We start from the raw sequence: 16,620 nt of genomic DNA, 5'->3' as shown, positions 1-16,620 counted from the left end.
GTGCGGGCCATTCGCGGGCAAGCCCGCTCCCACAGTTGATCGGTGCCCGACCGGGCAATGCGGTCGGAGCGGGCTTGCAGTCGCGGTCGCTGAATGTGCAGCGACTGCAGAAGATGCGTGAGGCGGGCTCCGACGGACAACCCGAAAGGTTCGTGGAAAATCTCCGAAAACTGGAGATATCACAGACGGCAAAAACCCGACTTAAGTCGGGTTCTTTGATAGCGATTCATGCCTAAGCAGATACCGAACGTTGCTCGGCTTCGTAATGGCGGGTCTGAAAAGGCATTAACGCTTGAGCCTTCAATCCCAGCCCTTCACTCAAACCCCACGACACCGCCAACTCATCGCGGCGACTGCCAAGCGCAACAGTACCCTGCCGTTTTACCTCTTGTTTGGACGCAGCAGCCTGAAAAAGCTCAAGCACCTTCAGCACTTCGACTACCCGACTGTCTGTCGCACACGAAAAGCGCGTGAAACGCTCCAGCAAATAACCTGCGCGACGAAGCTCCACCTCACTGGAGTGTACTTCCAGAAACGCCTTTACCTCTCCCACAAGACTAGTGTCTGAATACCAAACCGCTTTTGCCGCGCAGACAAGGGCACTGTCATCAGCCTGATTCAGCGGACTTTTGACCAGCATATCCAAGGCATCGGAGAGGACAGGACCGTTAATAGGCTTCATCAACTTCAGTTTCCAGGTAATCGTGCAAGATATTGGTCAGTACAGAGGCAGGTGGTTCCTTGTTGCCAACATACATATCAATTGCCTGCAATGCCAGCCGACGGAACTCAGTGGTCACAATGAACCCAGCCCTGAGCAGGGCCATGATGTCGCCTACATCCTGATCAGTAGCTCGACCCAGCTTGGAGATCGCAATGTCGATAGGTGCAGCAATATGCAGATGCAGTGCAGACTCAGCAGTAAACTCTGCCAGGGGAATACTTCGCTCCCAATAATCCTCGTGAAGCGGACCAAAGCCGGTGTTGTATTGAAGGTCGTAATTGAGCTCCATGACACGGCCAGACTGCTCGTCGAAAAATTGCTCTGGAAACTCTGCCAGTAACGTCTGCAGGCGCAACTTGTGGTGAATATTCGTGCAATAAATCTCCGCATCAACGTCCGTGGATACACGGTGGTGGGTATATAGGTGGACAGCACAGCCACCGAACACGATGACCTTGACTGCTCCTGGCTTTGCTCCCTCAAGGATCAATTCCACTTCAATGGATTTGAACATTGAAATCAGTGCTTGTCCGAGTGAGCTACTCGTATTGAGGCGCGGAGCGACAACATAAGGAGTTTCCATTTCTTGAATCTCAAGCCAGTGCAACACTGCTGAACGGGCCTTGAACTCAAATCCCGATCACTGAATGGTCAGTGACCAACAAAGGCTATTCAGCAGAGTTCCGAGGGACAACCCGAAAGGTTTGTGGGAAATCTCCGAGACTCGCTGTGTTCAACCCGCCGCGCTATCCATGAACGCCGGGCAAGTCACCAGGATGTGTCGGCACCTGCCTGCGCTAGTTATCTACCGCCTGGTCAACTTCCCGCCTGCGCATTCTGAGGGTTCTTACCCCCAGCATGGAGAGCGTGCCTGTGAGCACCACACCCCAGACCTTTGAAGGCATCAAGGGCCACCTCAACCAGATCGGGCATCACTTGCTCCAGGTCGAGTCGCCGTTAGTCCCCGAACACACTCCGTCCGTAGCCCTGGCTTATCTGGAGCGCATCAATCGGATCCTGACGAATTACCGCCAGCAATTCCTGGCCAAGAGCCGGCCCCTCTATCAAGGACTGACGTCAAGCAATCTGCCCACCCAAGTGACGGCGCTCAAGACCACACTGAACGCTCACCTGCTGCACCTCGATCGCTATGAGCAAATCGATGGCAAGCCCCTTAAATCCTTCATGACGTTTGACGCCGGGTACACGGCGCTGGCCAACGAAACGGCGCTGAGTGCCGAGGACCGCCTGCTGCATCCGCAGCAACAGGCCATGCTTGAGCGTGTGCCGCTGGGTATCACGTTGCGCCCAGGCTTGTATGCGTTGAGCTTCAGCTACCAGCAACGCACCGTCGAACTGGCGGGCGCCTTTGTGCTGACGGAAAAATCCAGCCCGCAGGTCGCCGACCTGACATCTGCGCCGCCGGTTGGGGAAGTGATGCTGTACACCCCTGCGCGCGGCATCGAGTGCTTCGGCTCACTGGCGCAGTTGAACAGCCAATGGCTGCAGGCGATGGACGATGCCGAGCAACGGCGCACCTTCATGCACCTGCTGCCCGCGCGCTATGGCGATATCACGCCAGGGGCGATCTGGCCGCTGGCGCTGACGCCGATCAGTGACAAACCGCTGTTTGAACACACCTATGACGCGCTGATCGACAAGCGCACCCAGGACATCGAGCGCGCCTTGAGCCTGGAGGACAACCCGACGCACGACGCCGCCCAACTGATTGACGCACTGGACCGTGCCATCACCGCAGCGTTGCCGGACTTCAACGCACGCCTGGGCTGGCGCGCACGACAGCTACTGGAGCGCTACCTGCGCCAGAGCGCGCCGGATTGGTATCGCAGCGCCAGCGACACCCGTCGCGTCACGCTCGCCACCCACCTGGCAAGTTACAACGAGGCCCGCGAGCAACTGCTCGACCTGCTGGGCCCGGTCACCACACCTGAAGACCTGGCGCGCTACCAATGGCTCGAACGCTTGAGCGATGAACTGGACATCCACGACCTGGCGCCACAGGACCTGATGATCAGCACTCGGCGCTACGTCGATCCTATCGGCGAATATGAACACGAGCGCAGCCTGATCGACCTGGCCCTGCGCGGGCTGCAAACCGGCGACGCGCTGGCGGGCTCGGACTTCCTCACCAAAACCACCCTGACCTACCAGGATGCCCCCCTGCCCAAGGCCTACCGGGACCTGACACCTGCCTGGCTGGTGGAGACGCTGGGCACGTTGCAACCGCGTATCGAGTTCGCCGACCTGCAACAACAGATGCATGCCAAACCGGCCGTCAGCCAGGCGATCGAACGGATGCTCGACCAACGCATCAACGCACTGGCGTACACCGCCGTGTTGCAGGGGCATCTCAGTGACGAGGACTACGGGCTGATCACCGACCTGCGCCAGGGCAACGCCCCCCACCTCAGCGCCGCCACGCTGTCGCTGCATGAAGCGCAGTTGCAGGACCTGTGGGTGTTGCGCAAAACCGACGCCAGCGGCGCTGTAATCCGCCTGCTGCTGTGCACGCCGCAAGCGCCTCGGGACCAGCAGTTCCTGGTGTTCAACAGTGAGGGCGAGTGCCGAAGCCATATTCTTGGCTGGAGCCTGGACAACGGCACGCGGCATCCGCCAGGCACGCTCACCGACTACCTGATCAAGCGGGTTGCGCTGCGTTTTCGCGCAGCAATGACACACGTATTGACCAGCATGAGCATCGAGCCAGGTGCGCATGAATCCATAGAAATCAGCTTCGGCCACATCGGCAGCCACGCCGCGTGCCTCAAGGCCATGGCGGCGCATGTGCTGGCCACACGGGTCGATGACTATGAATTCAGCACCCCGAACTGGTTCCGCTCCACCAGCATCGACACCCGCCAGAAGCTATTGAAGCTGGTGGAAGACGGCGAGGGCGCGCTGCTCACCTATAACGAGTTTCCGCTGTCTGACGCAAAGTTCCCAAGCTTCAATGATTATCTGCATGAACAGGCCAGACAGCGCCTGAACCTGCTGTTGGGACGTAAGGGCAACGATGTGGACCCCGACACCGTGTGGGCCTTCTCGCCCCCGGCATTGATAGGCTCATCGCCCCCTGCGCCCATGACCTACACGCAGCTGTACCGCGACGGTTACGCCGATGGCGTGGGTTTTCTCGACGAGAAATTCTCCCGCTCAGCGCGGTTCAGAGGCCCTAAGGGTGTTGACCTGAGCCCGATCACGGGGCCCACGGGCGCGCTCACGGTGGCGCGCTCGGTGACGGGCACCTGGGTCGGCCAACGCTACATCAACAAGGTCAAGGCCCAACTGCTGAACGTCGGCAGTGCGGACTATGACCTGCGACGCAATGCGACCCTGGCCATCACTCAGCGCCAGATGCAGAACGCCGGCCTTGAATGCCGCCTGCAGGGGGAGATCGCCGGAAGTGATTGGGCATGGCTGGAGCGCAGTATCGCCAGCATAGGCGAGACCGCCCCCGCCACGCGCACCACTTATGCGATCCATCGCCTGCTGCTGGATGGCGAATGGGTAATGGGAAATTTCCTCTTCAGCCATGCCGGTTTCCCGACAGTGCTCTACACCCCCAATGCACCGGATGGCATCAGCTTTCGCGAGGCTCGGCAGTTCAACTACCTGCTGAAAAAAATCCCCGCCATGCTCGGTTACTTCACCCAGCGGGTGGGTACCCGATCCCAGGTCAGGGTGCGTGCCTTCCTGGATGCCGCCAAGGCACAGCTGCCCGAGGGCCTGAACCGCACCGACATCAGCCCGCCACGCTATGATTCGACCCGCGAGCAAACACCGCTGCAGGATCTGCGCCGCGCCCTGTATGACATGCCGCTGCAGCGCAAGATCGACGACATTGAAGGCACCACGAACAACCGCACCCGAATGGTCACCGGCATCCTGTGGACCTGCGTGGAGTGGGTCACCGCCATCGCCACTGCGCCGTTCCCGACTCTCAGCTTGAGCCTGGGCATGCTGTTGGCATTCAAGGACGGCATGCTGGCCCTGCACGCTTATCAGCAGGGTGACAACGAAGCGGCCGTGGAGCACTTGATCGGTTACGTGCTCAACAGCGCCGGCGCAGCGTTCACCGACCTGCGCCCGGCGCTGGTTTCGCTCAAGCAGCTTGCACGTCCGGGCGTACGCCAAGTCGCCAAAAGCAGCGCGTTGTCGAGCGAGCGGTTGAACCTGGTCGAGCCGCTGCAACCCAAGCCGCCGGCGCCGCAGAACATGCAACCCGTGCTGTTTGACGGTGAAGCCCTGTGGGCGAAAAACACCCCGGACCCGATCGGTCGCTATTTGCTCTACCGGCTCGACCCGGCCACCGGCAAGCTGGTTTCCACCACCCGCGTGGCAGCCCCTGACGCGCAAGGCGTGTGGCGCCGTACCGGGGTCGCCGGTGGCGCGCCCAAATATGAAAGGCTACCCGACACACCGCAGCAGCTCACACCCTATGAGATGCCGGCAAAGTACGCGAGCAAACTGGAGCCGGTCCTCAACCCGCAGGTGCGCGAAGGGATGATGCGCTGGTCTGAATGGAATTTCGACTCGCCGAACGTGATTCTGGGCAATGCTGCGGTGGAACTCAAACCCCTGCGCACCGCGTACCTGCAACAGGCCGAACGCCTGGCCACGGACGCCGAGGATTTTTTCAAGAACCTCGACCCGCTGCCCGTTCGCGCTGATCCACCGGCGATCGACGCCAGCATGCCGTTCGCGCAACTGCTCGCCAGCGACGCCTTCAGCGCCAACAAGAACCTGGTGATCGGCGCGATACCCGGCTCCATCGCCAGCAAACAACTGCTGATCACCCAGATGGACACCTTGATCAGCAAAGGCTTCAAACACCTCTATATCGAGTACCTGCCCACCGATGTCTTCCGCTCGAAACTGCAGAAGCTCAACAGCGGCAAATCCTGGCTACACATTGAAAAGCACCTCAAGGCTGTGGATAAAGCCTTGGGCTTTGCCGAAAACGCCGAGTATTCCTACGTCAGCCTGGTGCGCAAGGCCCAGGAAAAGGGCATGAAGGTCAACGCCCTGGACGCCTCCACGTCTTACCTGCTGGACGATGCCCTGCTGATGGGCGACACCCCACCGACTCTGCCACGCAGCAACAGTGTGAGGAATTTCTACTCCCACAAGGCCATTGAGGCCGATGCGCTCAACGAGCTGGATGAGCGCTGGATAGCCTTGGTGGATCATTCCCGCGTGCGCACGTTCGAGGGCACCCCAGGCCTGGCAGACCTGCAGGACGCCGTCGCATTGCGCGTGGTGGATGTGGCCGCGGATCAGCCTGTCGGCGTGTGGCTCGACGCGCCGGGCGCCATTGCCGGTGACTCGCTGGCCAAGGGCGATTACCGCCTGACCCTGCAGACCCCGTACACAGCGCCCAAGGCTGCAGCGGCGTCCAGCGCGGTGGCGGATGCGGTGACGCATTACAGCGACTACGACATTGCCCCCGCACTACATGGCAGCATCACCCGCCAGGCGGAGGTGCCGCATGGGCTCAATCCCATCTATGTTCCGCAGAATCCGGCCCATCACGAAGCATTCCAGGCCTTCAAGGACGCCAGGCATCGCTTGAGTACAGATGCAAAAAACTACCTGGACACCCACGTACCGCCAACCCGGCCAGATCCCGCCATCCTGGCTTCGCCCAAGCCTGCGGAGGCGTTCCTGGACAACCTGCGCCAGAGCGACTTCGCAGGGCTCGTAATCGGTGAGGGTCAAATTGCACGATCCAGCAAGCGGTGGCTGCGCGAGTCGATGGGGAAACTCAAGACGCTGGGATTCAAGACGCTTTACGTGGAGCACCTGCTGACCGATATGCATCAGGCCCAGCTGGATCTGTTCTTGACCACGCAACGGCTTCCGGACGACCTCAAGCGCTACCTCAAACAACTGGATCGGGGTTACATGCCCAATTACAAAGGCAGCGACACCTATACCGAGGTTGTCCAGGCGGCGGCCAGGCACGGCCTGCGCATCCGCGCCCTGGACTGCATCGCCAGTTACAACATCAAGGGGCTGGCGGAGAAAGACCTGGCCCGCAACCAGATGTTCAGCTACTTCGCCTCCAAGGTCATCGCGGCCGACCAGGCGGCGCACGGGCCTCACAAATGGGTCGCCTTCGTTGGCAGCACTCACACCAACATGAACCTGGGCGTTCCGGGCCTGGCGGAACTGCAAGGCGCGGTCAGCCTGCATGTCAGGGATACGGCGCCGGCATTGGCCAAGAACATTCGTCCGGGTGGCTGGGAGACCCTGCACGAGGGCATTAGCCCGAGGGCCTTGCGCGGCGATTTCATACTCGACGCCGGCGTTGCCGGAACCCAGGCTCCAGCCCCCTTTGTGCCTGCGGACAGGTCGCGCTTGAACCGACCCGGCTTGTACCTGATCGAACGCCCGTCGCCGTCACAGAGCAACCTGGTGCATCACTCCCGCAGCGGGGAGATCGTCTCGACACCGATCAAGATCGATAAGGATGGGCTGTTTTATGTCGACCGCTGGGCGCCGATGCAAGGCCAGCGCTTCAGCCACGAAAAGATATTGATCGACGCGTTGCATGTTGAAGTGAGGTTAGTCCCCGCACCGTAAAGTGTCAGCTGCGGCTGGATGACAGCCATAAAAAACCCGCTGGCCAACCTGGCCCAGCGGGTTTCTTGATGACAGCTTGCGGGTCAGAAATCCGCCAACTGCCACACTTCATAAGCCGGTGTTTCATAGGGGTGGCTGAGTTTCAGCGCGGCCACAACAGCCACAATCAGCTCATCCGCCACCACCAGCTCAACCTTCCATTCCTCAACCACTTCCACCTGGCCGACTTGCCCGATAAACGGCTGGCTGCCGTCCAACGCGCGAAATTGGCCCTGGCCCAGCACTTGCCAGGCGCAGCTGTCGTAGTCGCCGATGCGCCCGCCGCCGGCTGCGAAGACGGCGGTTTTCACCGTCTCTACATGGCTGTCGGGTACAAAGAAGCTGAGCTTGTACACCGCCTTAGTTCACCCACACGCGCGCGTTGCGGAACATGCGCATCCAGGCGCCGTCTTCGTTCCACTCTTCCGGGCGCCACGAGTTCTGCACCGCACGGAACACACGCTCAGGGTGCGGCATCATGATGGTCACGCGACCGTCACGGCTGGTGAGACCGGTGATCCCGCGCGGCGAGCCGTTCGGGTTGGCCGGGTAGGTCTCGGTGACCTTGCCGTGGTTGTCGACAAAACGCATGGCCACGCAACCGGACAGGTCGGCTTCGAGCAAGGCTTCTTCGCTTTCGAACTCGGCATGACCTTCACCGTGGGCGATGGCGATTGGCATACGCGAACCGGCCATGCCTTGCAGGAAGATCGAGTTGGATTCCTGCACCTGCACCATCGCAACACGGGCTTCGAACTGCTCGGAACGGTTACGCACGAAGTGCGGCCAGAACTCGCTGCCCGGGATCAGCTCGTGGAGGTTGGACATCATCTGGCAACCGTTGCACACACCCAGGGTGAAGCTGTCGTTGCGTTCGAAGAAGCCCTGGAAGGCGTCGCGGGCACGGCTGTTGAACAGGGCCGACTTGGCCCAGCCTTCACCGGCACCCAGCACGTCGCCGTAGGAGAAACCGCCGCAGGCCACCAGGCCTTTGAACTCGTTGAGGTCAACGCGACCGGCGAGGATGTCGCTCATGTGCACGTCGATCGCATTGAAGCCGGCACGGTCGAACGCGGCCGCCATTTCCACCTGGCCGTTGACGCCCTGCTCACGCAGTACGGCAACTTGTGGGCGAATACCTTTCTTGATGTACGGCGCGGCGATGTCCTGGTTGACGTCGAAGCTGAGCTTGGTGCTCAGGCCCGGGTTGTCTTCTTCCAGGATCACGTCGAATTCCTGCTCGGCGCAGTCGGCGTTATCGCGCAGGCGTTGGATCTGGTAGCTGGTCTCGGACCACTGGCGTTGCAGCAAGCGGCGCTGGCCGGCAAACACGGTGTCGCCATTGAACGAGATGTTGATCTCGCCGTTGTTGATCGGCTGGCCGATCACCGCCACGCAGTCGTCCAGGCCAGCGGCGCTGAACTGTGCGAGTACGTCCGGGGTTGCGTCCTGGCGCACCTGGATCACCGCACCCAACTCTTCGTTGAACAGGATGCCGTTGATTTCGGCAGCATCTTCGGCAACGCTGTCGAGCACGATGTTCAGGCCGCAGTGACCGGCAAACGCCATCTCGACAACGCTGGTCAGCAGGCCGCCGTCGGAACGGTCGTGGTAAGCCAGCAGGTGGCCATCGGCGTTGAGGCCCTGGATCACGGCGAAGAAGGCCTTGAGGTCTTCGGCATCGTCGACGTCCGGCGCCTGCTTGCCGAGCTTGCCGTGGGTTTGTGCGAGGATCGAGGCGCCCATGCGGTTCTGGCCGCGACCGAGGTCGATCAGGATCAGGTCGGTGGTGCCCTTGTCCATGCGCAGTTGCGGGGTCAGGGTCTGGCGAATGTCGGTGACCGGGGCGAAACCGGTGACGATCAGCGACAGCGGGGAGGTGACGCTCTTGTCCACGCCTTCATCGTTCCAACGGGTGGCCATGGACATCGAGTCCTTGCCCACCGGGATGGTGATGCCCAGCTCAGGGCACAGCTCCATGCCGACCGCTTTTACGGTGTCGTAAAGACGCGCGTCTTCACCCGGGTGACCAGCAGCGGACATCCAGTTGGCCGACAATTTGATATCGGACAGCTTGCCGATGCGCGAGGCTGCGATGTTGGTGAGGGTTTCACCAATGGCCATGCGGCCCGACGCCGGGGCGTCCAGCAGGGCCAGCGGCGTACGCTCGCCCATGGCCATGGCTTCGCCGGTGTAGACGTCGAAACTGGTGGCGGTGACGGCAACGTCGGCCACGGGAACCTGCCACGGGCCGACCATTTGGTCACGGGCCACCAGGCCGGTGATGGTGCGGTCGCCGATGGTGATCAGGAAGCTTTTGCTCGCCACGGCCGGGTGGTGCAGCACGCGTTCGATGCTGTCGGCCAGGTCGAGGGTGCTTGGGTCGAAATCATCGCCCAGCTCGGCTTCACGTACCGCCGAACGGTGCATGCGCGGGGCCTTGCCCAGCAGCACTTCGAGCGGCATGTCGACCGGGCTGTTGCCGAAGTGGCTGTCGGTGACGGTCAGTTGCGGCTCGGCAGTGGCTTCGCCGACCACGGCAAACGGGCAGCGCTCGCGTTCGCAGATGGCCTGGAAGCGTGCGAAGTCTTCGGCGCCGACGGCCAGCACGTAGCGTTCCTGGGATTCGTTGCTCCAGATTTCGTGCGGGGCCATGCCCGGCTCGTCGTTTGGAATGTTGCGCAGTTCGAAACGGCCGCCGCGGTCGCCATCGTTGACCAGTTCCGGGAAGGCGTTGGACAAACCGCCGGCGCCGACGTCATGGATGAAGCTGATCGGGTTCTTGTCACCCAACTGCCAGCAACGGTCGATGACTTCCTGGCAGCGACGTTCCATCTCAGGGTTTTCACGCTGCACGGAAGCAAAATCCAGGTCTGCCGAGCTGGTGCCGGTGGCCATGGAAGAGGCTGCGCCGCCACCCAGGCCGATCAGCATCGCCGGGCCGCCGAGCACGATCAGCTTGGAGCCGACCAGGATCTCGCCTTTCTTGACGTGTTCTTCACGGATGTTGCCCATGCCGCCGGCCAACATGATCGGCTTGTGGTAGCCGCGCACTTCATCGCCACGCGGGGTGGTGATGGATTGTTCGAAAGTACGGAAGTAACCGGTCAGCGCCGGACGCCCGAATTCGTTGTTGAACGCGGCGCCGCCCAGTGGGCCTTCGATCATGATGTCCAGCGCGGTAACGATGCGCTCAGGCTTGCCGTACGGCACTTCCCACGGCTGTTCGAAGCCCGGGATCTGCAGGTTGGACACGGTGAAGCCGGTCAGGCCAGCCTTGGGCTTGGCGCCACGGCCGGTTGCACCTTCGTCACGGATCTCGCCGCCGGAACCGGTGGCTGCGCCCGGGAACGGGGCAATCGCGGTCGGGTGGTTGTGGGTTTCAACCTTCATCAGGATGTGCACCGGCTCCTGCACCGCGCCGTACTGGCGGGTCTCAGGGTCCGGGAAGAAACGGCCGGCAACGGAGCCGACGATCACCGAGGCGTTGTCCTTGTAAGCCGACAGAACGCCTTCGCTGTGCATCACGTAGGTGTTCTTGATCATGCCGAACAGGCTTTTTTCCTGGCTCTCGCCGTCGATATCCCAACTGGCGTTGAAGATCTTGTGACGGCAATGCTCGGAGTTGGCCTGGGCGAACATCATCAGTTCGATGTCGTGCGGGTTGCGCTTCAAGCCGTTGAAGGCGTTGACCAGGTAGTCGATCTCGTCTTCGGCCAGGGCCAGGCCGAGTTCGGTGTTGGCCTTCTCGAGGGCGGCGCGGCCACCGCCAAGCACGTCAATCGCGGTCAGCGGCTTGGGCTCGGCGTGGCTGAACAGACCGGCGGCCTGTTCCAGCTGGCTGACGATGATCTGGGTCATGCGGTCGTGCAGGCTGCTGGCGATCAGCTCGGCCTCGGCATCGCTGAACTGCCCGGCTACATAGAAGGCAATACCGCGTTCCAGGCGCTGGATTTTCTCCAGGCCGCAGTTGCGGGCGATGTCGCTGGCCTTGCTCGACCAGGGCGAGATGGTGCCGAACCGTGGCAGAACCAGGAACAAGCGGCCGGTCGGCTTTTGAACGGGAACGCTGGGGCCGTACTTCAGAAGGCGTGCGAGCACTTGCTGTTCGTCGGCGGTCAAGACGCCGGTAACGTCGGCGAAGTGAGCAAATTCAGCATACAAGCCTGTAACAGCTGGAACCTTCTGGCTCAGTTGCTCAAGGAGTTTGCTGTGGCGAAAGGCAGAAAGGGCAGGAGCGCCGCGCAGGATCAACATCTTCGGGACAGCCTCGGGAAGGGGGTGTGCTTTGAGGCCGTGCATTCTAGCGTAAACCATCGCCAACGGCACCCGAAACGGCACCAGTGGCCGCTGCCGGACGTCAGTTGGCACGGTTTGCACGGTATCGGGGCGTTTTCCCGGGTATTCGGAGCAGTTATTTTAACCGTCACAATCGGCTGCCAGGCCACGTTTCTGCGGGCTGCAGCACAGTTTTGCCGGCGCTAGCAGACAAGTCCCATGCTGTCGAGATATGGCGCCGTGGGCCGTTTGCGTATACTGCGCACATGTTCTCCCCTACTGCTTTGCGCCCGCGATGCGCCAAATGGCTCATCGCAACCGGACTCTTCCTGATGCTCAGCGCCTGTGTTGATAAACCCAGCACGCTCGAGCGAATCAAGGAGGATGGCGTATTGCGGGTGATCACCCGGAACAGCCCGGCGACTTATTTCCAGGACCGCAACGGTGAAACCGGTTTCGAATACGAACTGGTCAAGCGCTTTGCCGATGACCTGGGCGTGAAACTGGAGATCGAGACCGCCGACAACCTCGATGACCTGTTCGGCCAGTTGGGCAAACCCAACGGTCCGGTGCTCGCCGCCGCCGGCCTGGTCAGCAGCGAGCAGCGCCAGCAGCAGGTGCGTTTCTCCCACCCTTACCTGGAAGTCACCCCGCAGATCATCTACCGCAACGGCCAGTCACGCCCGACCAACGCGGCGGACCTGGTGGGCAAGAAGATCATGGTGCTCAAGGGCAGTACCCACGCCGAACAACTGGCGGAGCTGAAAAAGCAGAATCCTGCGATTGAATACGAAGAATCCGATGCCGTTGAAGTAGTCGACCTGCTGCGCATGGTCGACGAGGGGCAAATCGACCTGACCCTGGTGGACTCCAACGAAGTCGCGATGAACCAGGTGTACTTCCCCAACGTGCGCGTGGCATTCGACCTCGGCAATGCCAGCAACCAGAGCTGGGCCGTGGCTGCCGGCGACGACAACAGCCTGCTCAACGAGATCAACAGCTACCTGGACAAGGTCGAGAAGAACGGCACCCTGCAGCGCCTGAAAGACCGCTATTACGGGCACGTCGATGTACTCGGATATGTCGGCGCCTACACCTTCGCCCAGCATTTGCAGCAGCGCCTGCCCAAGTACGAAAAGCACTTTCGCACCTACGCCAAGGAAGAAAAGGTCGACTGGCGCCTGTTGGCCGCCATCGGCTATCAGGAGTCCCTGTGGCAACCGGCGGTCACCTCCAAGACCGGCGTGCGCGGCCTGATGATGCTGACCCAGAACACCGCCCAGGCGATGGGCGTGTCCAACCGCCTGGACGCCAAGCAAAGCATCATGGGCGGCGCCAAGTACCTGGCCAAGATCAAGGATGAGCTGGACGACAGCATCGCCGAGCCGGATCGCACCTGGTTCGCCCTCGCCGCCTATAACGTCGGCACCGGGCACCTGGACGACGCGCGCCTGCTGGCGAAGAAAGAAGGCCTGAACCCGAACAAATGGCTGGACGTGAAGAAGATGCTGCCGCGCCTGGCGCAGAAGCAGTGGTACAGCAAGACGCGCTACGGCTATGCCCGGGGCGGCGAGCCGGTGCACTTCGTGGCGAACATCCGGCGCTACTACGACATCCTCACCTGGGTGACCCAGCCGCAGCTGGAAGGCAACCAGGTGGTCGAAGGCAACCTGCATGTACCGGGCGTCGACAAGACCAAGCCGCCGGAAGACACCCCGCAGCTGTAAGCCACTCCCCCAAACACCAGAAAACCAATGTGGGAGCGGGCTTGCTCGCGAAAGCGGTGTGTCAGTCGCTGAAGGTAGTGGCTGACCCACCGCTATCGCAGGCAAGCCAGCTCCCACATTTTGCAATGTATTCCAAGGTTGGAACCGGGTTGATCAGACCGCTCAAATGCCGGTGCGGCGCCCCGAATCACAAGCCCGAACAACGATCAAAACTGTGGGAGCGGGCTTGCTCGCGAAAGCGGTGTGTCAGTCGATACATTCAGTGACTGGCACTGCCTCTTCGCGAGCAAGCCCGCTCCCACATTTTTGATCTGCGCCTGGCTTCAGAGGCCAGTGAGCAGATGCACGACGCCGCCGGTCAATACCATCACTGCCGGCACACCCGCAGCCTTCAACGCCGACTCATCCAACCGTCCCGCGTCCTGCAGCTGCACGCGCACCCGTGTCAGTGCCACGCGCTGTTGCGACTTGAGGTTATCCGCGCCGCCCAGTGCACTCAGCACCTCGGCCGACAACCCACTCGGTGCTGGCGCCACCACGGTTTCGGCGATCAGATCCGGGGTCAGGGCTTTCCAGAACGCCCGCTGCAATTTCTCGAACATGCTCAGTGCTCCACGACAGGTGAGGTTTCAACAGTGGCCGCGCGATACCGGCGCACAGCCTCGCGCACCTGGCTGGCCTCCTCCAGGCCCAGCACGTGGCGGGCGAGGGTCTGGCAGCCGTCCAGGTCCAGCTCACGCACACCGGCCTTGATGGTCGGGATCAGCGGCACGCTGACCGACAATTCATCCACGCCAAGCCCGATCAACACCGGCACCGCCAGTGCTTCGGACGCCAGCGCGCCACACACCCCGACCCACTTGCCATGGGCATGCGCCGCCGTGACGGTGGTCGCGATCAGGCGCAGCACCGCCGGGTGAAAGCTGTCGGCCTGGCTGGCCAGGCGTGGGTGATCGCGGTCCATGGCCAGGGTGTACTGGGTCAGGTCATTGGTGCCGATCGAGAAAAAATCCACGTGCGGCGCAAACACGTCCGCCATCAGCGCCGCCGACGGTACTTCGATCATGATGCCCAGCTTCGGCAACTCGCTGAGCCCCAGCGCCAGCGCTTCCTCTTCAAGAATGCGGCGTGCCGCCTGCAGCTCCGACAGCAGGCTGACCATCGGCAACATGATATGCAGGCGTGTCAGCCCGGCACTCGCGAGGATCGCGCGAAACTGCTCGCGCAACAGCTCCGGGCGCTCCAGGCACAGGCGAATCCCGCGCAGACCGAGGAACGGGTTGGTCTCGCTGTCCATCGGCACGTACGCCAGCGGTTTGTCGCCGCCGACATCCAGGGTGCGCACCACCAGGTTGCGCTGCGGGCCCAAGGCGCGGGCGATGGCGCTGTAGGTCGCCGTCTGCTCATCCGGGCTGGGCGCGCGATTGCGATCCAGGTAGAGGAATTCCGAACGCAGCAGGCCGACGCCTTCGCCCCCCAGGGTCAGGGACTGTTCCACTTCCTGCAGCGAGGCGACGTTGGCAGTGACTTCAACATGATGGCCGTCGCGGGTGATCGCCGGCAACGAGGCCTGCGCCACTTCACGCTGGCGTCGCAGGACGTGCTGCTTGCGCGCCGTTTCCAGCTGTTCGATCTCGGCCAGGTTGGGGTCCAGGTGCAACTCGCCTTTGTCGGCATCCAGCAGGACCTGCTTGCCATTTGCCAGCGCCAGTACCTGTGCGGGCACCCCACAGATCGCCGGCAAGCCAAGGGCGCGGGCGAGGATTGCCACGTGGCTCGTCGCACCGCCACCGACGGTGACAAACCCCAGCACCTTGTGGGTGTCGAGACTGGCGGTTTGCGACGGCGTCAGTTGCTCGGCGATCAGGATCGCGCGCTCAGGCAAGTCCCAGGCACTGTCCTGGATCCCGAGGATCAGTTTCAGCACACGCTGGCCCACATCCGCCAGGTCTGCCGCACGCTCGGCGAGCAACGCATTGCCCAGGCCCTGGAACAATTTGGCGGTGGCCACCGTGGCGCTGTTCCAGGCGAACGCAGCGCTCTTGCCCTCGTCCAGCAGGCGGTGGGCTTGCTCCAGCAAGGTCGGGTCTTCGAGCAGTTCCTGATGGGCAGCAAAAATCTGCGCCTGGGCGCTGCCGGCAGCCTTGGCTTGCAGGGTTTGCAAGGCGTCGGTTGCCGCCTGCAGGCCACGCGCCAACGCCGCGCGCTCGGCAGCTAGCGTACTGCCCTGCTCAGTGATGCTCAGTTCGGGCTCAGCCACTTGAACCACCTGGCCGAACGCCGAACCCGGTGACGCACACACGCCGCGCAAGACACTCGCCGACGACACTGGCGCAACCACCTCGACCTCTTCAGCCGGCGCCGTCACGCGCTCGCCACAGCCTTGGGCCAACAACTCGACCAAGGCCGTGATCGCCGCCTCGGCGTCTGCCCCCGCGGCACTGACCTGCAAGGTATCGCCCTGCACGGTCTGCAGTGCCATGATCGCAACCAGCGACTTGGCGTTGGCACTCTGGGTCTGCTTGTGCAGGTAAATGCTCGCGGCAAAACCTTTCGCCGCCTGGGCAAACACGGCTGCCGGACGTGCATGCAAGCCGTTGGCATTGGGCAAGGTCAGCGGCTTGGAGAACAGCGCGTCGCCCTCTTCTTCCTCCGCACCTTCAGCCGCCTCGCCTGGGGACACCTGCAACAGCGGCTGCCCCACCGCCACCACGCCGTTGTCCGCCGCCAGCAGCGTAAACGGCTCGCCGCTGACCACCAGCATCAAGGTCAGCAGACTGCGGGCATTGAGTGCCACATAGTCGGCATCGAACTCGATCAGCACTTGCCCGGCCTCCACCCGCTGGCCTTCCACGACCCGCCGCGTGAAGCCCTGGCCCGCCAGGTTCACGGTGTCCAGGCCGATGTGCATGAGCACCTGGACGCCATTGTCGTCGGTGATGCTGACGGCATGACCACTGTCCTGGATATTGCTGATCACGCCCGCCAACGGTGCGCAGAGCGTCTGCGAGGTCGGGTCGATGCACAGGCCGTCGCCGATCAGACGGCTGGAGAACACCGGGTCGGGTACCCGGTCCAGGGCCAGCAGCACCCCGGACAGGGGCGCCAGCAGTTCCAAGGGTTGCGTTGTGGTCATGACTTCACCTGCTATTTTGTTCTGTAAAAATCATAGGGCGAACGACGGTCCAATGTGGGAGCTGGCTTACCTGCGATGCCGGCGACTCGGTTTCTCAGTAAGACCGAGGT

General features: G+C 62.1%; 8 protein-coding genes. 2 read left to right on the top strand and 6 right to left on the bottom strand.

Annotated features, from left to right (window positions below):
- Positions 1 to 232 precede the first annotated feature (232 nt).
- A complete protein-coding gene (locus BBG20_RS26375) occupies positions 233 to 685 on the bottom strand; it encodes a hypothetical protein (RefSeq protein ID WP_065908670.1) in 453 nt (150 codons plus the stop codon).
- Complete coding sequence (locus BBG20_RS26370) at positions 669 to 1,307, bottom strand: DUF6036 family nucleotidyltransferase (protein WP_065908668.1); 639 nt, start codon at positions 1,305 to 1,307, stop codon at positions 669 to 671. Before BBG20_RS26370 ends, BBG20_RS26375 begins: the two co-directional genes overlap by 17 nt.
- Before the next feature lie 290 nt (positions 1,308 to 1,597).
- Here BBG20_RS26370 and BBG20_RS26365 point away from each other — a divergent pair, with 290 nt between their 5' ends.
- Positions 1,598 to 7,330, top strand: a complete 5,733-nt coding sequence (locus BBG20_RS26365) for a membrane-targeted effector domain-containing toxin (protein WP_065908665.1) — start codon at positions 1,598 to 1,600, stop codon at positions 7,328 to 7,330.
- Positions 7,331 to 7,413: 83 nt separating this feature from the next.
- Here BBG20_RS26365 and BBG20_RS26360 read toward each other — a convergent pair whose 3' ends face one another.
- Both BBG20_RS26360 and purL read right to left on the bottom strand, forming a co-directional pair.
- Complete coding sequence (locus BBG20_RS26360) at positions 7,414 to 7,725, bottom strand: NGG1p interacting factor NIF3 (protein ID WP_065908663.1); 312 nt, start codon at positions 7,723 to 7,725, stop codon at positions 7,414 to 7,416.
- A 4-nt stretch (positions 7,726 to 7,729) separates the two neighbouring features.
- A complete protein-coding gene (gene purL, locus BBG20_RS26355) occupies positions 7,730 to 11,626 on the bottom strand; it encodes a phosphoribosylformylglycinamidine synthase (protein ID WP_065908661.1) in 3,897 nt (1,298 codons plus the stop codon).
- Between the two features lie 287 nt (positions 11,627 to 11,913).
- Here purL and mltF point away from each other — a divergent pair, with 287 nt between their 5' ends.
- Positions 11,914 to 13,374 (top strand): membrane-bound lytic murein transglycosylase MltF, encoded by a 1,461-nt coding sequence (mltF, locus tag BBG20_RS26350; protein WP_065908659.1) that lies wholly within the window; start codon positions 11,914 to 11,916, stop codon positions 13,372 to 13,374.
- A gap of 323 nt (positions 13,375 to 13,697) precedes the next feature.
- Here mltF and BBG20_RS26345 read toward each other — a convergent pair whose 3' ends face one another.
- Both BBG20_RS26345 and ptsP read right to left on the bottom strand, forming a co-directional pair.
- Positions 13,698 to 13,976, bottom strand: coding sequence for a PTS transporter subunit EIIB (locus BBG20_RS26345; protein WP_065908658.1), 279 nt, complete (start codon positions 13,974 to 13,976; stop codon positions 13,698 to 13,700).
- A 2-nt stretch (positions 13,977 to 13,978) separates the two neighbouring features.
- Complete coding sequence (gene ptsP / locus BBG20_RS26340; RefSeq protein ID WP_065908657.1) at positions 13,979 to 16,510, bottom strand: phosphoenolpyruvate--protein phosphotransferase; 2,532 nt, start codon at positions 16,508 to 16,510, stop codon at positions 13,979 to 13,981.
- Positions 16,511 to 16,620 lie beyond the last annotated feature (110 nt).

The organism is Pseudomonas aylmerensis (assembly GCF_001702265.1).
GTDB lineage: Bacteria > Pseudomonadota > Gammaproteobacteria > Pseudomonadales > Pseudomonadaceae > Aquipseudomonas > Aquipseudomonas aylmerensis.
This window is presented reverse-complemented; position numbering and strand designations above follow the sequence as displayed.